Origin of the sequence: Alteromonas sp. BZK5, from assembly GCF_014349115.1 — a bacterium.
Classification (GTDB): Bacteria; Pseudomonadota; Gammaproteobacteria; order Enterobacterales; family Alteromonadaceae; genus Alteromonas; species Alteromonas macleodii.
Genome location: NZ_JACSOE010000002.1, coordinates 1 through 19,563 on the forward strand (window position 1 = coordinate 1; position 19,563 = coordinate 19,563).

Here is a 19,563-nt window from a genome sequence, read left to right on the forward strand (position 1 = left end):
GAAAGTGTTTAGGCTTCAAGCAGCCAGCGATTGTATTTAAAGAAATGGCATTGGCTGCTTGATATTGACGAGTGTCGCACTTCGCAGTTGAATTCGGGCCTTTCCTATGATTTTGATATTGCCGTTAGAGCTCCTAATGCCTTGCGTTCATACATCGCACCTCAGATAAACTTTTATTGCGACACTTATACACCATTTTTTCCCTTACCAAAAAAGCAAAGTTACCCGATGCTAGAGTGGGGAATGAATTGGTGCATTGCTGCCCATGAGTACTCTCGGCTAGTTATTCACGCTGCTGTATTGGAGAAAAATGGAAAGGCGATAGTTTGTCCTGCGTTACCAGGAGCAGGTAAGAGTACACTTAGTGCATTGTTATCGGAAATGGGTTGGTCTATTTTCTCTGATGAAATGGCGATAATAGAACTAGATTCATTGAACGTAAAATCAATCTATAGACCAATTTGTTTGAAAAATGACGCCATAGACCTTGTTAAAAATAGATTTCCAAATAGTGTTTTTACCGAAAAATTCTATGATACTCAAAAAGGTACAGTAGCTCATAAGCGTGTACATTCGGTAGATTCGTATAAGGATTGTAAAGATACGCAGATTACGGTTTTTGTTTTTCCCCAATTTTCACCAAATGCGGAGACCGAGCTTTCACAATACAGTTCAGCAGAAGGTGTATTACAAGTAATAAGAAACAGCTTTAATTATCACGTTTTAGCTGAAAAAGGCTTTGAAGCGATGGCCGACTTAGCCGAAAAAACTAAGTTTTATTCGTTAAAATACAGCGATATTGAGTCCGCTGAACAAGCATTAGCAGAGCTCATTTCATGAGTGCGTTTATCAAAGCTGGTGAATTCATATCAGTATTTAATGATGTAAACTCACTCTCTTTCCTAACCGAGGAAAAATTGTCCGAATTGTTTATCTTTTTGCGCGCAGCAAACTTGCTCGGAGTCTTTGCTTATAAAGTCGAAGGTAAAGCGTTCATATCTTTGCTTCCTGAAAAGTTCCAATGCCATATAACATCGAACATTAATTATTACGAAAGGCAGAGTTTTCAAGTCGGCTTAGAAATATTTCGAATTGATAAGCTGTTGAGGGAAGTAGGAATAAAACCTATTTTTCTTAAAGGGGCTGCATACAATATCGAAAAACTTCGAGCAGTAAAGGGAAGAACTATGTCTGATATAGATATTCTTGTTTCTTCTGAGCAAATTAAGGCGACAGAGCAAAGACTTCGATCGGTAGGTTGGCAAACTAAAGAAATTACCGATTATGACGATAAATACTATCGAGAGTTTGCTCACGAAATCCCGCCAATGTTCGACCCAATATCAGGTACAACGCTAGACGTTCATCACAATCTCTATTTACCCATAAGTGGAAAAGCACCCGACGAAGAACTGCTAAGAAAAAATATAGTAACGTCTAAAGATGGTATCATTGTTTTGGCCAAGCATATGCAAGCGTTGCATTCTTGTGTCCATTTATTTTGGAACGAGGATGTAAGCTCCTCGCTTCGTGATCTGTATGATTTCCACTGTATTTGTACTGAAAATTCTACTGAGTGTTTTTGGCAAAAAGTTGTTCATACTGCAGAAGAAATGCATCTAACCAAACTACTTTTAGATGTACTAGGCTTAGCAGAGTATTTTTTCGGGCTGTCATCCCCTTCGGGTGTCAGAGCTCAGCTAGAGGATTTGAACAAAGGTTGGTTTTTAAATTTTCGCCGGCAAGTGATATTATTTTTTATGCAGCGTGCGCTCATTCCAAATAGTCGAGTATGTAACAGTAAACTTTTAAGCATTTCTCGACGTTTCGCCTATATCAGAGGGCATTTGTTGAAAATGCCCCTGATAGTTTTAATACCGCATATGATAAAGAAAGTTTGGTTTAACATTACTAGGACCTAGCGCCCTTTTGCATAACGACCTGGCCCCAAAATGTTATTAGGATCTAATGCGCTTGCTATCTTATTTGAGGTTTTCCAGAAGACCTTTGTAGTGTCTAATTTCTCTTGTTGTTCAATGTTAAGCCTATATGGAACAAAACCTAATTTCAGGCCTTCTTCGTATAAAGTTTGTAGACACGCTTTCGCGTCAGTACAAGCTTTAGCACTTTTTATATCGAACACTATAGGAATAGTGCTATCAGTACAGTATTTATTAAAATTGGTAAAGGTTATCATTGGCTCAATACTGTACTTACTGCATGTAAGCCTAACTAATTTAATGAATGCCTGCATTGCCGTCATAGTGGCAGGTACTAATGGAGCATACCATAGTAAACCGCATTTATCTTGAGCTGGATTTAGCGGTTTTGTTTTGTCTGGTTTGGTATTTGAGTTACGCCAATAAGCAAGAGGCAATGCAACTTGGTTTGGAATACCCTTCATAATCGCCATGCCTTCTTCCAACGTTTCTAGTTGCTGGCGTGGCGCCTTTAAAATAGAACGCGGGGCTAGTTTGGTGACGAACTTCCCAAGTTCGATAAATGGGTCATTTGAAAAGAAAAGTCTTGATGCTTTCTCTTTTGCTACAGCTTTTACTTCTTTTTTTACGGCCTTTGAAACATATTTTGGGCCATAGATTGTTCCTATAATTGTCCATTCTGGAATATTATTCTGTTCACTTATTTTCTCAACTTGCTGCTGCGTCATGTTTTGGTGAGAACCTGGACCATTTGGGTTCTTTGCCATCATGGCGGAAACCCTTCTTTTATCCATTAAGTTCATACTGCCAACATTGCGTCCCACTTTGTCGAATATTTCCGAAATGACTTCATAGGCGGTTTCAAAGGAAGATTCCTCAAAAAATTGCATGTAGAACGATGTGAAGCCGTCACCTGCCTTTTCCAGCGAAATTGTAGCTTCGGTAACTACTAGGTTTGCTGACTGAGTAAATATCCCATCGAGATAAGGACCGTGTTTCCATTTAAATGATTTATCTGCAAGTTGCTCAGATGTTGCGTCCATATCTGCAACGCTCGACTGATAGTATTCCCCAGTAGGTAAGAAACCTTTAATGGAAGTCACCGCTGAAAAGTGGTCTGCCACAGGCGTGATGCCATAACCACGCTCAAGTGCATTAGCAAGAACACTACATGAAGGACCTGCGCCAGTCACAGGTACCATGTAATCGGATGTGCTCTTCTTTAGAAAATCATATAGTTTTTGTTGTGTAACACCTGGTTGGATCGTGCACAATCCTGTCTTTTGATTAAAGTACAGTATTTTATTGAGCTGCGATAAATCGAGTAGGTATTGATCCCTCTCATCTCTTGGTGGAATACTGCTTCCATAGCCCCAATTATTTCCAGTGCTGATAGGGTATATAACGAATGCGTCTTTGCTGCCGGTACATTTGTTCGCAAGTTCAATGACAGCCTTAACATCTGAACTATCACCTATTTTAATCACACCTTTGATCTGGGAGGTAAAACCCTCTGGAGATTGGTGGTAAGTTAAAATATCGTCAGTATTTGTAATTAACACTGATCTTGAACTTAACACAGATTCGATAAGTGCCTTGCTCATGTAACTTTCCATTATTTAGATTTAAAGTATAGTAGTAGCATAACTTTATCTGAGCGTTTGAGTATATATTTTAATGAAAATCTTAGTCACCGGAGCTGCTGGTTTCATTGGTGCAGCTGTATCGCTATACCTTATCAATCGTGGTGACCAAGTTGTCGGGATTGACAACATTAACGATTATTACGATGTGAATTTAAAACATGCTCGTCTAGACGAGATTAAATCATCTACTGCAGCTGGTTTATTTTCATTTATCGAGATGGGGGTAGAGGAGCGCGACAAAATGGCTGCGCTTTTTGAAGAGCACAAATTTGATAGAGTGGTGCATTTGGCTGCTCAAGCTGGTGTGCGTTATTCACTTGAAAATCCTAACGCTTACGTCGACTCAAATATTGTTGGCTTTGTGAATATTCTAGAAGGGTGTCGCCATAATAACGTCGAGCATTTGGTGTACGCGTCATCTAGCTCAGTCTACGGTGCGAATGAAACTATGCCGTTTTCAGAACAGCATAACGTAGATCATCAAGTTAGCTTGTATGCGGCTTCTAAAAAAGCTAACGAGCTAATGGCTCATACTTATAGTCACCTGTATAACTTGCCTACAACGGGGCTGCGCTTTTTCACTGTTTACGGGCCTTGGGGCCGTCCAGACATGGCGCTTTTCAAGTTCACTAAGGCTATTTTGGAAGGTAAAACAATACAGGTTTACAACTATGGTAACCACCGTCGTGACTTCACTTATATCGATGATATCGTTGAAGGCGTAATTCGCTCATTGGATAATGTGGCTAAACCTAATGAGAATTGGGACGGCGGCAATCCAGATCCAAGTACGAGTAAGGCGCCCTATAAGGTTTACAATATTGGTGCGCAAACACCAGTGCACCTTTTGAAGTTTATTGAAACCCTTGAGAGTGCATTGGGCATTGAGGCGAAGAAAGAACTTCTTCCTATGCAGCCGGGCGATGTGCCTGACACCTATGCTGATGTGTCGTCGCTCGTTGAAGATACTGGGTACCAGCCATCTACCGATGTTGAAACAGGCGTAAAAGCGTTTGTCGACTGGTATCGTGACTTTTATAAAGTGTAAGCGTTAGCGACTTATAATTACCTTCTGAAACCGTTAAAGTGCACTGCTTCTCATAAATCCCGCACACTTTTTGGGCAAGAACTCTTTCGTGGTTGCATAACCGAGCTCAAAAAGTGTGTTCTTAATTTCAGGTGTAAGCGAAAAATCTACCGCGGAAATCTCCCCGGTATTCACCACCACCGTATTGTGCCAATACTTCGCATTGACGTACTCCCTGGATATTGCCGTCATAAACGTGCGAATAAGCATGCTGACGTATTGCGGCAGTTGAAGTAAGTTCTTTTTAATGGCCTTGCGTTTTTGTTCGGTGCTTTGCAGTCTGAAGCATACTGATGGCGTGCCATCGCCTCGCCAATCTTCAAACAGCGCATCTTCAGACAATATAGCGCCGTCTACTAGCAAGTGCTCTTTAAACGGTTTAAACGAGAAGATGAGCGGTATCGACATAGAATACCGCACTGCTTCTGACACCTTCATATCTGGAGAGGTTTGTTTGTTGAACAAAACTGGTCCGCCGCCGTTTACGTCGGTAGCGAGAATATGCAGATTGAGCGGGAGGTCGGCAAACACTGCGCCTTCCAACTGTTCGTCAATCCATCGCTGAAATACGTCGCCAGAAGACAGCCCGCCTTCCCGGAGTAATCTTACGAGTGAAAATTCAGTGAATTGCTTGAAATCAGTAACCAGTGCGAGCTCTCGCATTTGCTCCACTGTGTAACCTTTGGCGTAAAGCGAAGCGATAATCGAGCCACCTGATACACCCACTAAAGTGTCGAAGCCTACGTTCATGTCCTGCAGCGCTTTAATGATGCCGATATGGGCGCTCAATCTTGTTCCTCCACCTGAAAAGATGGGCACAATTTGCGTGACGTTCGCCTGTAATAAATTATTCGGTATTGCTGCCGAGGCTATCTGCATGTGCATACTCCAAACTAAGGAGGCTTTGCGCTAAGTGTTTAGTTCCAACGGAATAACAAACGCTGCGCCCCACACTATAAAAGCGTAGTTTACTCATGCATTATCAGCAAAGTATCAAGGGGGAGATAAGCGATATCTTTAGTCTAAAGTGTTGCCATATTGCTACACAATTCGCTTTGAGTGTGTTTGCGAATTGATTTCACGTGTCGCGACAATAAATGCAAACGCATTAGTAATACACCAGCAATAAATAAAAAGGCTCACTGCTGTTTACTAACAGAGTGAGCCTTATTCAAATGCGTCTGATGAGGCTTGAAACTAGCTAGCTAATTCTTTGGTATTTTACAGTATGGAATATAGCTATTAGATTCCAATTCTTAGCCCTCATATTTTGTACTAGCTCGCCGCAAGTTTTGCCTTCATTTCGCGGCGACGGGCGTGCAGTAAAGGTTCTGTGTAACCGCTAGGCTGCTCTTTACCTTTGAAGATGAGATCGCTTGCGGCTAAGAAGCCAATTGAGCTGTCTAAATCAGGTGCCATAGGGATATACTCAGGATCCCCCGCATTTTGCTCATCTACCAAGACAGCCATACGAGCCAAAGACTCTTTTACCTGATCTACACTTACAATGCCGTGCTCTAGCCAGTTAGCGATATGTTGCGATGAAATACGCAAGGTCGCGCGGTCTTCCATCAAGCCTACATTATTGATGTCTGGCACTTTCGAACAGCCTACACCTTGGTGAACCCAGCGTACAACGTAGCCTAAAATGCCCTGAACGTTATTGTCGATTTCACGCTTAATACTTTCACGCGTAAGTGTAGAGGCATCTTCTAACAATGGAATGGTAAGTATGTCAGCAAGGCCACTAAAGTTTTCATCTAGCGACTTTTGAACGTCAAACACATTTACATCGTGATAATGAAGCGCGTGCAATGTTGCTGCAGTAGGAGAGGGAACCCACGCCGTATTAGCCCCTGCTTTAGGATGACCAATTTTCGCGGTCATCATATTTTGCATTTCATCAGGTATTGGCCACATGCCCTTACCAATCTGCGCTTTGCCAGAAAGACCACAACGAAGGCCTACTGCAACGTTTGCAGTTTCATAAGCCTTAATCCACGCCATAGACTTGAGCGCAGCTTTTTCTGCGAAAGGCCCCGCAAGCATTGAGGTATGAATTTCGTCACCAGTTCTGTCTAAGAAACCCGTGTTAATGAACACGACGCGTGAAGTAGCCTCGGCAATACAAGCTTGTAGATTGATACTCGTACGGCGTTCTTCATCCATTATGCCCATTTTAAGGGTGTTAGCTGGAACATCGATAATCGCTTCGATAGCACCAAACAATGCGTTAGAGAATGCCACTTCTTCTGGCCCGTGCATTTTAGGTTTAACAATATAGATACTGCCTTCGCGGCTGTTTTTAAATTTGCTGTTTCCTAAAAGATCATGCTTTGCGATAAGTGAAGTGACTAAACCGTCCATGATCCCCTCTGGCACTTCTTCGCCGTCAAAGAGCATGGCATTGTTAGTCATAAGGTGGCCCACGTTTCTAACAAACATAAGGCTTCGACCAGAAAGTACTAGTTCGCCGTCTTTTAGCTTGTCTTGTGAAGCGTGTTTAGACGGCTGGTAGCTTCTATCGTCATGCATAGCGCGAACAAGCTGCTTGCCGCCCTTTGTCATTTCAATGCTTAGCGAGCCTTTCATTAAGCCTAACCAGTTGCTATACACCAAGGTTTTGTCTTCAGCGTCAACAGCAGCGACGGAATCTTCGCAGTCCATAATGGTGGTTAATGCAGCTTCAACCAGTACGTCTTTTACGTTTGCGGCATCGCTCTCGCCAATAGGGTGAGTCGGGTCTATTTGAATTTCAAAATGCAGACCGTTGTGTGCAAATAGCAGGCTTGACGGTGCGCTAATGTCACCTTGGTATCCTAGCCATTGCTCTGTGTTTGCTAAGGTGGTTTCATCGCCGTCGACAAGAGTTATCGCCAATTTACCTGATTCAATCTTATACTCAGTAACGTCAGCGTGGCTGCCTTTCGCAAGCGGTATCATGCTATCTAGATAGTCTTTCGCTTTCGCAACTACTTTGGCGCCGCGTACGGGGTTGTAGCTTTTTCCCGCTTCTGCGCCACCTTCATTGTTGATGACATCAGTGCCGTATAGTGCGTCGTAAAGGCTTCCCCAACGGGCATTTACCGCGTTAAGTGCATAGCGAGCGTTGTTGATTGGCACGACTAACTGAGGGCCTGCCATTGTCGCTATTTCGGCGTCTACATTTTGTGTTTGTGCACTTACTTGTGATGGCTGCTCAACAAGGTAACCAATGCTTTTTAGGAAGTCGGTATATTCGTTTCCGTTTACCGGGTTACCAGCTTTATGATAATCGTCAATAGCGCGCTGAAGCTGTTCTCGCTTTTCTAATAGTGCGCGATTTTGAGGAATGAATTTTTCGAAGAGGGTTTCTGCACCTTGCCAAAAGGTGTCTTTATCTACGCCTGTGCCAGGAAGTGCCTGTTCATTAATAAAGTTATCGAGTTGTTCGGCAACCTGTAGTCGGCCTCTAGTAATATATCCTTGCATAACTACCTCTATACATTTGTCTGTTCACCCAGTGTAGTGTGTATAGAGATAGTTTTTTAATTTATGGTTTGTATTTCTGCCATATATTTTGTGAATGTTTAGCCCGCATTCATTTCGCTAGCTACATCGCTGATTAAGCGGCGCAACCAAATGTGACCTGCGTCATGGTGAAGTAGGGCACTCCACGCCATTTTCAGTGCAATAGGTGGTATGTCGAAAGGCGGCTCTTTAATCACCACATCTGGGTCGTGTTTGAATAAACGTGCCGCTTTGCTTGGTAAGGTAGCAATAAGTTTTTGCTTTTTCGCAATCTGAAGCGCTGCATGGTAATGACGAGTAAATACGCGAATAGCACGCTGTTTTCCGATTTTTGTAAGCTCTGCGTCAACCCAACCCAATTTTTGTACTTCATTTGGATCAATACCTACACCCACGCCAAACCCAGTTTTACTCACCCAAATATGCTGGGCACTCAAATAGCCTTCTAGGTTGCATTTTTCTACTAGCGGATGGTCGGAACTCATTACGCAGCTAAAGGTGTCATACCAGATAACTTTTTGGTGAAACGACAAAGGCAGTTCTTCGAAGCGGTTAATTGCCATATCCACTTTACCTTGCTCGACATCGTGAAACGTCACGTCACTCGGCGTAATAAGATCAAGCGTAATATTGGGCGCTAAATCGGCCAGTCTTCCAACGAGTTCAAGTAACAAGGTACTCTCTGCATAGTCACTGGTCATAATGCGGAAAGTTCTGTCGCTGGTTAACGGATCGAAATCAGTCTCGGGCTGAATAGAGCTTTCCAATCGACTAAGCACATCGCGAATAATGGGTTGTAGCTCAAGCGCACGCTTGGTGGGGGTCATCCCGTCGCTGGTACGAACTAAAAGCGGATCTTTAAATAGATCGCGAAGGCGCTTCAGGCCGTTACTCATTGCTGGTTGAGTAATGCTTAGCTGGTTTGCAGCTTTCGTTACACTTCCTTCGCGCAACAGCACATCTAAATAAACCAATAAATTCAGGTCGACCTTCGCTATATTCATTATTCTAATGCTCTTTTTAAACCTAATTAAACATAGCTATTATAAAGCTTTTTTATTTCAATGTCAGATAAGCGTTTAGTCTTAAATTGGCCGCCGTTATACCTATAAGGTATTGAAATATAGTTGGTATATTGTTTTTTTATGAAATTTAGAAAAATATGGCTTTTTTTGTTTTATGCAAAAAGCATAAGTGAAGTGAATGACGCGCACAAAAAAGGGCACCCGAAGGTGCCCTATAGGAAAGGTTGGGATGCTTTCCGTTTAACTCATTGCCTGTTCACGTTATACGTCAAACTGGTTCATGGTGTTATCTTCACCAGACGCTTTAAGTGCACCTTCACCAGAGAAGTACTCTTTGTGTGTATCACCTAGGTCAGAACCTGCCATCGCTTGGTGCTTAACACACGCTAGGCCTTGGCGAATTTCTTGACGCTGAACACCGCGTACATAAGCAAGCATACCTTCTTCACCGAAGTAACCTTTTGCAAGGTTGTCAGTAGACAGTGCTGCAGTGTGATAAGTCGGTAGCGTGATAAGGTGGTGGAAGATACCCGCTTCGCGTGCTGCGTCAGCCTGGAAGCTCTTAATTTTTTCGTCGGCCGCAGCTGCTAGCTCGCTGTCATCATAGTCGGCAGACATAAGTTTCGCGCGGTCGTAGCCAGAAACGTCTTTACCTTCTTCACTCCAGGCATCAAATACTTGCTGACGGAAGTTAAGCGTCCAGTTGAATGATGGAGAGTTGTTATAAACCAGCTTTGCGTTTGGTACTTGTTCGCGAATAGCGTTAACCATTTCAGCAATTTGGCCAACGTGAGGCTTTTCAGTTTCAATCCAAAGCAAGTCAGCGCCGTGCTTAAGTGACGTTACGCAGTCAAGTACTACACGGTCAAAACCTGTGTTGTCTTTGAAGCGGAACAAGCCGTTTGGTAGACGCTCAGGCTTAACCAGTTTGCCACCTTGCTTAAGAACTAGGTCACCTTCACTTAGATCTTCTGCCCCTGCAACTTCGGTAGTTTTAAGGAAAGCATTGTACTGAGCAGCTAAGTCGCCTTCTGATGTAGATACTGGGATCTTCTGGGTAAGACCAGCACCTAGTGAGTCAGTACGTGCAACAATTACACCTTCATCAACACCCAGTTCAAGGAATGCATAGCGTACTGCATTGATTTTCGCTAGGAAGTCTTCGTGTGGCACGGTTACTTTACCGTCTTGGTGACCACATTGCTTCGCGTCCGATACTTGGTTTTCAATTTGGATACAGCATGCACCTGCTTCAATCATTTGCTTTGCAAGTAGGTAGGTTGCTTCTTCGTTACCAAAGCCCGCATCGATATCAGCGATAATTGGAACTACGTGAGTTTCGTAATTGTCGATTTCAGCTTGAATCGCAGCTACATCACCACCGTTTTTCTTAGCGTCGTCTAGCTTGTGGAAAAGGTCGCCTAATTCACGCGCATCTGCTTGGCGAAGGAAAGTATAAAGTTCTTCGATAAGCGCAGAAACTGATGTTTTTTCATGCATTGATTGGTCAGGAAGAGGACCAAATTCAGAGCGAAGTGCTGCTACCATCCAGCCTGAAAGGTAAAGGTAGCTTTTGTTAGTTGTGCCTTGATGCTTTTTAACTGAAAGCATTTTTTGTTGGCCTACGAAGCCATGCCAGCAGCCTAGTGACTGTGTGTACTGAGACGAATCTGCGTCGTATTCAGCCATGTCTTTGCGCATAATGCTTGCAGTGTAGCGAGCAATGTCTAAACCTGTTTTAAAACGGTTTTGAACCTTCATGCGTGCAGCGAATTCTGGGTTGATACCTTCCCACGTTCCGTTTTGTGCTGCCTTTAATGTGGCGAAGTTATCAATGTCTTGTTGATATTGCGACATGAGCGTCTCTCCCGACTATAATTAAAATACTTAACGTTGTTTATGTTTACGCTGTAGGGCGTTCCCGTTGATTCCATTTCATCCTAGTGCCGGATTTGGAATAATAGAAATATATATTTTGCATTGCGGTCATTTATTTTGTGAATGCCTGGCGCCGAAAGTCTAGATACTGTAAATCTTTGACACCTATGTTTGATGGTTTTAAGGCAATGGGCAGCAGTGGGGCAAGAAGTGGTCGGTAAAAAAATAACTTACGTAGGTTGCAAACGCTTGCAGGTGTTGACTATTTCGCCTGTCTATTAGCTAAAAGGGTAATAGCTTTGCCGGTGTGAGCAAGGTAAATTTGGGCGTAGAGCTTCACGCTAGAAAATCTTGTCCGATACGAGGGCGTTTTTGTTTTAGCTTGTTGATATATAATATGAAAAGTGGGTGTTATGAGTAGTAGTGTATTGTCGTCAGTTGACCAAAGAACCAAGCTTGTTGGCGAAAACAGGCTTGAGCTTTTGATGTTTCAACTGGGAACGCGACACATTTTTGCCATGAACGTCTTTAAAATTAAAGAAGTTATAAACGTACCCAAGCTCAATATAATGCCGGGTTCACATCACAACCTGAAAGGCGTGATGAACTACCGAGGAAGCTCCATTCCAATTATAGACTTGCGTCAGGCAATCAAAATGCGCGGTGCAGCTACGCAAGCAACAGCGAAGAATGTCATTATCACTGAATATAACAGAAGCGTGCAGGGCTTCATTATTGGTGAAGTGAAAAACATAGTGAATACATCGTGGGGAACCATTCAGCCACCCCCTAGCGGCATTGGAAAATCCAATTATTTAACCGCCATAACTCAGGTGAATGTTGAGGGTAAACAAGAGCTGGTAGAAATCATCGATGTTGAAAAAGTACTCGCGGAAATCATCGATTACGACACATCTATCTCTGAAGAAGTGCTAGATAAAGACATTGTTAACCACTTCTTAGGCAAGAAAGTGTTGATAGTAGATGACTCAAGCACAGCAAGAAAACAGATTAAAGATACGTTAGAGCAGCTAGGTATAACAATCATCGAACGTAAAAACGGCGCTGAAGCGTTAGCGCTGCTGAAGAAGTGGGCCGATGAGGGGAAGAACCCAACCGACGAAATTTTGCTAATGTTTACCGACGCAGAAATGCCAGAAATGGACGGCTATCGGCTTACTTCTGAAGTGCGTAACGATCCTCGTATGAGCAATTTATTTATAGCACTCAACACATCATTAAGCGGAAGCTTCAACGACGCCATGGTAGAAAAAGTTGGATGCAACAGGTTTATCTCCAAATTCCAGCCCGACATGCTCGTTGACGTGGCACAACAGCGCATGCGCGAATACCTCTCATCACAAAATAAGTAGTCGCTTCCTTCTTAAAAGTTGCTAATTTAATGAGATGACCATCTGGTCATCTCATGCTTGCGTTATTTTGTCCAAAAGCTTTGAGCATCTTGCCAGCCTGCTTTACACTAATGCATCTTATCGCTTTGCTAACACCATTATGATCACCAAAGAATCATTCGCGATAGTGTCGTTATTGTTGTATCTGCGGGTATCCAGGCCAGTAGGTACCTTACTTACTCAGGGAAGTTTAAATGATTAAACAATTTGTTCGCACATCACTACTAAGTTGTGCGTCTATTGCTGTTCTTGCGGGTTGTGGTATCACTGAATCTATGACCGAATCAGCAAGTGCAACCGGTACGCAAACTAAAGGTGTACCGAAAAATATAATAATGGTTGTAGCCGACGGTATGGGGCCTGCCTATACCACGGCTTATCGTAATTATGTAGATGACCCGTCAACACCGAATATCGAATCGGTTGTGTTTGACGATATTTTAGTGGGCAATGCTTCCACGTATCCTGCGCAAGTATCTGGTTACGTTACCGATTCAGCCGCTGCTGCTACCGCTCTTGCTACTGGCGTTAAGTCATACAACGGTGCAATTGGTGTTGATGTAAATAAACAACCAGTAAACTCTGTTATGTACCATGCTAAGAGTAAAGGCATGCGTACTGGTTTGGCAGTAACGTCTCAAATTGTTCATGCGACACCTGCGTCATACATTGCGCATAACGAAAGCCGTAAGAACTACAACGAAATAGCTGAAGATTTCTTTGATGTTCGCGTGGACGGTAAGTTTGTCGCTGACGTGATGCTAGGCGGTGGAACGTCTTACTTTGAACGCGATGACAGAGATATTTTGGCGCAGTTTATTGATGCTGGCTACGAATATGCCGATTCATATAACCGTCTGGCTTCAGTGCCTGCGGGAAGTAATGTTCTCGGTCTGTTTGCTCCAGTAGCGCTGCCTGCGGTATTAGATGACAAGCGCAAAAATCGTCTTGAGTACCTAACTCAACATGCTATTAAACACTTAGAAAACGACAATGGATTCTTTCTTCTCGTTGAAGCAAGCCAAGTAGATTGGGCTGGTCACGCAAACGATATCGCGTCTGCCATGGCTGAGATGCACGATTTAGCGCAAACCATGGAATATTTGCGAGATTATGTAAAAGCACACCCTGACACTCTTGTTATCTTGACGGCGGATCACAGCACAGGTGGCTTAACCATTGGCGCAAACGGCGACTACCGCTGGAGCCCTGAACATCTTAAGTCTATGTCAGCCTCGGTAATGACAATTGCTTTAGAGATGGCAAATGAAGAGAACCCTGGCGAATTTGTGGCGCAGAAGCTTGGCTTGTCGTTGAGTGAAGAAGAGCTTGCCACGCTAGATAGCGTATCAAACCAAGATGATGAAACTCGCTTCATGGCAGTAAAAACCTTCTTAGACACCAAAACAAACACGGGGTGGACAACAGGCGGTCACACTGGTGTAGATGTTGAAGTATTTGCTTTTGGTGCTGGTTATCAATCGCTTATGGGGCAAATTGATAACACGGATATTGCAAAAACAATCTTCAGTTTTATCGATAAAAAACAGCCAGTAATAATCGATTCCGATTCAAATAAAGTATCAGAAAAGGTATCGACCAACATTAAGCTTACCTCAGACGAAGATGATGATGGCTTGTGTGACTTTAAGGAAGATTGGCGCTGTAACTAATCGCTACATTGTTTGTATAGAAATTAAAGCGCCAGCGTTTTTATAACAAGGCGCTTTATTTTTATCTGTGGTAAACAGGAAAGGGGAACTATGAAAAACGAAATGCTGGCACTACTTCAAGATATCTATGATGAAGTTGAACCCATGTTGGGCATGGGAAAAGTTGCCGACTACATCCCTGCGTTGGCCACGGTTAATCCACGGCAATTTGGCATTTCAATTTGCGATACAAACGGTCAAATAACGTCGATAGGCGATGCGAGCGTTCCTTTTTCTATTCAAAGTATCTCAAAAGTCTTTAATCTTGTTTTAGCTATCAATCACTATGGTGAAACCATGTGGGAGCGAGTTGGATGCGAGCCATCCGGTCTGCCGTTTAATTCTCTTGTACAGTTGGAATATGAAAACGGTGTTCCCCGCAACCCCTTCATTAATGCCGGTGCGCTGGTGGTCAGTGACATGGTTCAGTCTCGGTTTGCTTCCCCTTATATTGCCATGCGAGATTTCGTAAGACGCTTAAGCTGTAACGGCGATATCGTGGTAAACAAGGTGGTGGCGGAGTCTGAATACGAGCATCGTTCTCGCAATGCAGCAATGGCATATTTGATGAAAGCCTACGGAAATTTTGAAAACGAAGTGGAAGATGTGCTTCGTAATTATTTTCACAACTGTGCGCTAGAAATGAGTTGTGAGGACTTGGCGCGCTCAACGAGCTTTCTTGCTAACGCAGGTTTTTCTACTTGCGCAAATGAAAAGGTGCTAACGCCTTATCAAACCAAACAAGTGAACGCGCTTCTGGCGACTAGTGGTATGTATGACGAAGCTGGGAGCTTTGCTTTTAAAGTAGGCTTGCCGGGTAAAAGTGGCGTAGGTGGAGGCATAGTGGCTGTTGTACCAGGACGCTTTTCAATATGCGTATTTTCGCCAGCGCTTAATAGCGTGGGTAATTCTCAGCTAGGTGTGGCGGCTTTGACATCGCTAAGTGAACGCATCAATTGGTCTATTTATTAGGGGCTATTGCGCTTCGCTGCATATCAAAGGTCAACAGGCCTTAGTAGCCTGTCAATTCCATAAAGCCGCTCCCTGAATGGGAGCCTTTTATTTCCACTCGCCCTTCATAATAGGGAAATAAGCTGTTATTCCATTGGTTTTCTTTAAACTGGTTTACAGTAACGTCGATATCTTTTATTGGTATTTGAATGCGCCAAATGGTGGGGACAGCGCGAGGTACTCCTCCCTCGTTGATTGTTTCATACGCCATTGGCGTAATTGATACGTTGGCTTGGTCGATAGTTTCTTTCGTGCCATTTTCCGCTATATAGCTAGCCGTTGTGAATATTTCGCTGTGTTTGCTTTTGCTGTTTTTCATGTTTTCATTCATGGCGTGCATGCGAAACGCCATCAATTTATTTCCATCGTCTAGATGCAGCGAGAACCAATCCCATCCCATGGCTTCACTATTGGCTAGGTGGCTCGTCCATTCGTGATCAAACCAGCCTTTACCCGTAACTCTTACGCTATTGCCCTCTATGTTTAACGTACCTTTCGCGTTAATAAATGGTTGGCTGTAATAGTAAGAGCGAAGGCGTTCGTCTTGTGTTTTTTTACTGTAGCCGTTATCACCCTGTTTGATGAAAGGCCCATAGGTATCTAGATTAAGCGAGACTTTGACGGCGCTAACGCCCGGTGTATCATTTAATTCTGATAAGCTGTCTGCAGCGGTAGCGGGGATTTTTCCATTTATTTTGACCGGATGATGCGTGCTGCTTTGCCCAAAAGCGACTTTTAACACGGACGGGAACATGGCTTTGCTTTCTGCACCTGTTTGGACCTCCGCCTGTGCCGCTTTCCAAACCCAATCGTCAATAACTGTTGTAAAGGGTTGTTGATTCACATAGGCATTACCTACACCGCCGCTTGCGAATCGTTCTTCGAAATAATGCTGTTCAGCGGTATGTAGCGAAGCATGTCCCATCCACTGCTGGCCATCGCTCCAGTTTTTTGCGATATGGTTGTTGGCGTTAACTTCAGCACTATTTTCAGCATTAGCCTTAGTGCTTTGAGGGGCGTCTAGCTCAGTATTGAAACGAAAAAGCGTATATTGAAGGCCGAACTCTTGCCCGTCTTCGGCGCTTAACACAAAAGTGAGGTACCACCACTCTAACTGAAAATTGGGATGACTCATGTGATCGCGTGGTAATGCAACAGTATAGCCCCGCTTTACTGGCGTAAAGGCGTCGCTCGACTGTATGTTTCCAAAAAAGCCGCTTGGCGTGGAGGTTCCCAGAGTTTCGTTTTCATCTTGTGGGTTTTCAGTACATGCACTCAACGTGAAACAAACAGCTACAAGTACTAAAAAGATGTTGGCTTTAAATCGCAAAAACGTGGTGTTGGTGCTACGTAATTGGTTTGTCATAGCTGAACTTCCTGCCTTAAATCAATTTTCGGCTTAAGTTTTCCTAAAGGTAACAACAGCACCAGTGAAACGATAAGCAGCGATAACCCCACGCTAGAGAGAATAACCTCTGCATTAATTGAAAGCGGGTACACCCAGTTAAATGCATGCCGGTTTACTTGTTGAATAAAGACATAGGCCAAGTACACGCCAAAAGGAATAGCGAGCAAGGCTGAGATAAAACAAAGCAGCAGATATTGCGCAAACAGGGATACTTTTACTTTAAGCTGACTAACGCCAAGGGCACGCAATACAGATAACTGCGCTGCGCTGCCTATGGTTAGTACCGTCAGCGAAACAGCGAAGGCGACGCCCGCCACCAATAGGGTGGTAATATTAAGGCCGTCGGTTAATACAAAGGTACGATCAAAGGTCTGCATAGAGGTATCTAACAGCGCTTGTCGGGTATAAAGGGCAATTTCGCGGTGTTCTCCTAGCTGTGATTTTAGCTGCTGTTCGAGGATGTCCTTTCCAAAGGTGCTTTGTTTGTTGTCGCCTATCACGTTAGTCTCAATAGGCGGCTCTGGGTAAATAGCCACTACACCGGAAAAAAGTTGATCCCTGATAAGGACATCGTTTCGATTAAACGAGGGAAGAGGCACCAATATTTGCCCGTTCAGGTTACCGTAGTCGGGATAAATACCCAGTACTTTCCATTGAGGCGTCGCTGCAAATACGTTTGAGTTCGACGAACTGCTTTGTGAGCCTTGTGTTGGGTCAGTAGTTTTATCTTGTGGCGAGCTATACGCCTCGTTAGATGTATTAACCGCCGAAGAACTTGAATTCGTAGTTTTACGAAGGCGAATATTTTCTATATCTAGCGTGTGTCCTAACTTTGCGTTAAGGGCAAACGCTAATTGCTGATTGATGAATACCCCTTTCCCTTCTGTAAACTCACGCCACACTGTGTTGAGGTCGTTGTTTATTACATCATCGAGGACAAGCGCCTTTTTACCATTTTGGTGAACGGGGTAGCTACTGATAGAAACGTAAGAGGGCGGGCTGTTACTGACTTCATGTGTTTCTCTATGTATCTCTTTATGTGTCTCTTCTTGAGCATGTGAGCCAATAACAGCTCCCTCTGCTTTAAGTAAAGGAGTTAAAGCAAGCGTTGGTAACGATTTGGTAGATAACGATTCAATACGTCTAAGTGGCGCGTCGGTGTACAGATAGAAAGGCGCGTAAAGCCTTTGCGTTAACCAATGTTTAGTGGCGTCTCTAAAGCTGTCCGTCATGGTATTCATACCAATATTTGCGGTAAGCGCGATAAAGAATGCACAAACGGCAAGACGGGTTTTACTAGACAGTAAATGCATATTAGCAATGACGTAGTGAAACACGGGCCACTGTTTTGGTACAAATCTAGTCAGCAGCTTAGACAAAATGGGTAACCAAAGAAGTACTAGTGCGCAGCTGGTAAGAAGTAACAATGCAACAAAGAAAAGTGCTGAAGCAGTAGAAGATACGAACTTCTCAGCGATAAATAACAGTAGTAGGGCACATGATGAGATAAGACCTACGGCAAACTGGCCTAACGCGTTTTCTTTTTTGGCAGGCGCTACGGTTAGGGCATTTGAAAGCTTAATGATAGAAACTAACGAAAAAACAACCAGCGATATAAAGGTCGTTGTTAAAGCGAAACCGAAGGTAAAAAGCAGATTAACGTCAGGGTTAACAAATACGGCGTTAAACAATGACGTAAATGTACCGTTTATCACAGGTGACAACCATGACGCCGCTTGAAAACCGATGAACATACCAATTGGAATACTTATTACGCAGTAAACAAGCAACTCGGTGAATAAGGCAACGCTTAAAATTCGCTGAGATATGCCCAGCTGCCGTAAACGAATGATATTGGGTAGCCGCGTGCGGTACATCAAGTTTAGCGCGTTAAGTACTATAAAAAGCGCCACAACGCCCATCAGTCCACTCATCGCCCAAAGATTTAGTCTAAAACTATCTGGCAACGAACCGGTGTCATTGTCTGTATTGCTAGTGGTTTGCTTTACAGGTATTCCAAGTAGGACTTCTATTTGGGTTAAATGCTGCTGTGATAGCGGTGAAAGTGCAATAAATCCGGAAAGTGGGACGTAAGCTTTCTGTTGTTTTGCTTGTTTCTCTTGCGCGCGTTTAGCATTGTCAGGAATAACAGGCTTAACAGGTTCATCATTCTCAATCGTTACCCCGCCTCTGTAAAACTCATCGATAGAGATCAAAATTGTATTTTGCGGAGCAAAGCTGCTCACATACGCGCTTACCGTTGCAGGCCAGTAGGGACTTGGCGCGGATTTTCTATCGATTTCATTGAGCGTGTCGTGACAGGCCAGTTTTGCGTTCGTTAAGGGGTGAATAAGCCCATTTACAGCGAAGTCGCCCCCAGAATTTGAGCGCAATTCGCGTCCCGCTGGCGTCTGCTGGTTTTCCATTTCACTAAATTTCTTCGCATTTTGCGATAAATAGGATAGTGAAACAGCGCTATCGTTTAGGGCAGGCGCCTCAAAACCTCTCGTTCTAAATGCACTTCCTAAAATAGGCTGAGTATCAACACCAAGTAATGTGAGAGTTGTTGCTGTGGGCTCGCTGCCATTGCACGATAGGGTAACGTCTCTTTCAGCTATCGCAACAAGCTGGGTAAAACCCTGCTTGCGAAGCGTGGCATAATCGCTTTGTGTAAAGCGAGCTCTACTGTCTGCTGGAGTGATGATACTGCCCAAGGTAAGCCCTTGCTTCGACTGTAATAGTTCACCTTGTGTGGCGCCTTCGTTTATGAGTAAAACGGTAACCAAGCCAGCATTGGCCAGTATAATTGCGGCCATAATGAGCAAAGGCTCCCACGGCCTGTGCCTTGCCATTGCAAGTAAGCTAGAGAGCGCTAACAGTAAAGTGCGTAGCACGTTATCTTCCTATTTGCTGTTTTCGGTGGGTTTTTCACAG

Annotated in this window: 13 protein-coding genes; 6 read left to right on the plus strand and 7 right to left on the minus strand. The window is 43.7% G+C overall.

The genetic code is table 11. The features are described 5' to 3' along the window. Positions 1–30: 30 nt before the first annotated feature. Together BIZ39_RS00850 and BIZ39_RS00855 are read left to right on the plus strand one after the other, a co-directional pair. Positions 31–840, plus strand: coding sequence for an HprK-related kinase A (locus BIZ39_RS00850; RefSeq protein ID WP_187446134.1), 810 nt, complete (start codon positions 31–33; stop codon positions 838–840). After that, positions 837–1,922 (plus strand): nucleotidyltransferase family protein, encoded by a 1,086-nt coding sequence (locus BIZ39_RS00855; RefSeq protein WP_187446135.1) that lies wholly within the window; start codon positions 837–839, stop codon positions 1,920–1,922. Before BIZ39_RS00850 ends, BIZ39_RS00855 begins: the two co-directional genes overlap by 4 nt. On the opposite strand, the gene BIZ39_RS00860 is transcribed toward BIZ39_RS00855, so the two are convergent. Continuing rightward, positions 1,919–3,544 carry an FAD-binding protein gene (locus BIZ39_RS00860; RefSeq protein ID WP_187446136.1) on the minus strand — a complete coding sequence of 542 codons (1,626 nt, stop codon included), beginning with the start codon at positions 3,542–3,544 and terminating at the stop codon, positions 1,919–1,921. The two genes, BIZ39_RS00855 and BIZ39_RS00860, sit on opposite strands and share 4 nt — an antisense overlap. A 73-nt stretch (positions 3,545–3,617) precedes the next feature. On the opposite strand from BIZ39_RS00860, the gene BIZ39_RS00865 reads away from it, so the two are divergent. Beyond that, complete coding sequence (locus BIZ39_RS00865) at positions 3,618–4,634, plus strand: NAD-dependent epimerase (RefSeq protein WP_187446137.1); 1,017 nt, start codon at positions 3,618–3,620, stop codon at positions 4,632–4,634. Between the two features lie 33 nt (positions 4,635–4,667). On the opposite strand, the gene BIZ39_RS00870 is transcribed toward BIZ39_RS00865, so the two are convergent. The 4 genes from BIZ39_RS00870 to BIZ39_RS00885 all read right to left on the minus strand — a co-directional run bounded on the left by BIZ39_RS00870 (position 4,668) and on the right by BIZ39_RS00885 (position 11,065). Next, entirely contained in the window at positions 4,668–5,552 is an 885-nt protein-coding gene (locus BIZ39_RS00870) for a patatin-like phospholipase family protein (RefSeq protein WP_014977059.1), read from the minus strand. Between the two features lie 396 nt (positions 5,553–5,948). Continuing rightward, positions 5,949–8,144 carry a malate synthase G gene (locus BIZ39_RS00875; protein WP_049587987.1) on the minus strand — a complete coding sequence of 732 codons (2,196 nt, stop codon included), beginning with the start codon at positions 8,142–8,144 and terminating at the stop codon, positions 5,949–5,951. A gap of 98 nt (positions 8,145–8,242) precedes the next feature. Then, complete coding sequence (locus tag BIZ39_RS00880; RefSeq protein WP_049587990.1) at positions 8,243–9,187, minus strand: LysR family transcriptional regulator; 945 nt, start codon at positions 9,185–9,187, stop codon at positions 8,243–8,245. A 282-nt stretch (positions 9,188–9,469) separates the two neighbouring features. Then, entirely contained in the window at positions 9,470–11,065 is a 1,596-nt protein-coding gene (locus tag BIZ39_RS00885) for an isocitrate lyase (protein ID WP_014979852.1), read from the minus strand. Positions 11,066–11,499: 434 nt separating this feature from the next. On the opposite strand from BIZ39_RS00885, the gene BIZ39_RS00890 reads away from it, so the two are divergent. From BIZ39_RS00890 to glsB, 3 genes are all read left to right on the plus strand, one after another. Continuing rightward, on the plus strand, positions 11,500–12,459 hold the full coding sequence (locus tag BIZ39_RS00890) for a chemotaxis protein CheV (RefSeq protein WP_061486197.1): 960 nt from the start codon (positions 11,500–11,502) through the stop codon (positions 12,457–12,459). Positions 12,460–12,692: 233 nt separating this feature from the next. Beyond that, positions 12,693–14,171 carry an alkaline phosphatase gene (locus tag BIZ39_RS00895; protein ID WP_187446138.1) on the plus strand — a complete coding sequence of 493 codons (1,479 nt, stop codon included), beginning with the start codon at positions 12,693–12,695 and terminating at the stop codon, positions 14,169–14,171. 102 nt (positions 14,172–14,273) lie between these two features. Then, positions 14,274–15,182, plus strand: coding sequence for a glutaminase B (gene glsB / locus BIZ39_RS00900; protein WP_014979849.1), 909 nt, complete (start codon positions 14,274–14,276; stop codon positions 15,180–15,182). A 40-nt stretch (positions 15,183–15,222) separates the two neighbouring features. Here glsB and BIZ39_RS00905 read toward each other — a convergent pair whose 3' ends face one another. Continuing rightward, the gene (locus BIZ39_RS00905) at positions 15,223–16,587 is read right to left on the minus strand and encodes a lipocalin-like domain-containing protein (RefSeq protein WP_187446139.1); all 1,365 of its coding nucleotides are present in this window, start codon (positions 16,585–16,587) and stop codon (positions 15,223–15,225) included. Continuing rightward, positions 16,584–19,523, minus strand: a complete 2,940-nt coding sequence (locus BIZ39_RS00910; RefSeq protein WP_187446140.1) for an FtsX-like permease family protein — start codon at positions 19,521–19,523, stop codon at positions 16,584–16,586. Before BIZ39_RS00910 ends, BIZ39_RS00905 begins: the two co-directional genes overlap by 4 nt. Between the last annotated feature and the right edge of the window lie 40 nt (positions 19,524–19,563).

Bases quoted from the DNA above. Each gene is read 5' to 3' on its own strand.
- BIZ39_RS00855 (WP_187446135.1), top strand. From the start codon at position 837: ATGAGTGCGTTTATCAAAGCTGGTGAATTCATATCAGTATTTAATGAT.
- BIZ39_RS00860 (WP_187446136.1), bottom strand. From the start codon at position 3,544: ATGAGCAAGGCACTTATCGAATCTGTGTTAAGTTCAAGATCAGTGTTA.
- BIZ39_RS00865 (WP_187446137.1), top strand. From the start codon at position 3,618: ATGAAAATCTTAGTCACCGGAGCTGCTGGTTTCATTGGTGCAGCTGTA.
- BIZ39_RS00870 (WP_014977059.1), bottom strand. From the start codon at position 5,552: ATGCAGATAGCCTCGGCAGCAATACCGAATAATTTATTACAGGCGAAC.
- BIZ39_RS00875 (WP_049587987.1), bottom strand. From the start codon at position 8,144: ATGCAAGGATATATTACTAGAGGCCGACTACAGGTTGCCGAACAACTC.
- BIZ39_RS00880 (WP_049587990.1), bottom strand. From the start codon at position 9,187: ATGAATATAGCGAAGGTCGACCTGAATTTATTGGTTTATTTAGATGTG.
- BIZ39_RS00885 (WP_014979852.1), bottom strand. From the start codon at position 11,065: ATGTCGCAATATCAACAAGACATTGATAACTTCGCCACATTAAAGGCA.
- BIZ39_RS00890 (WP_061486197.1), top strand. From the start codon at position 11,500: ATGAGTAGTAGTGTATTGTCGTCAGTTGACCAAAGAACCAAGCTTGTT.
- BIZ39_RS00895 (WP_187446138.1), top strand. From the start codon at position 12,693: ATGATTAAACAATTTGTTCGCACATCACTACTAAGTTGTGCGTCTATT.
- glsB (WP_014979849.1), top strand. From the start codon at position 14,274: ATGCTGGCACTACTTCAAGATATCTATGATGAAGTTGAACCCATGTTG.
- BIZ39_RS00905 (WP_187446139.1), bottom strand. From the start codon at position 16,587: ATGACAAACCAATTACGTAGCACCAACACCACGTTTTTGCGATTTAAA.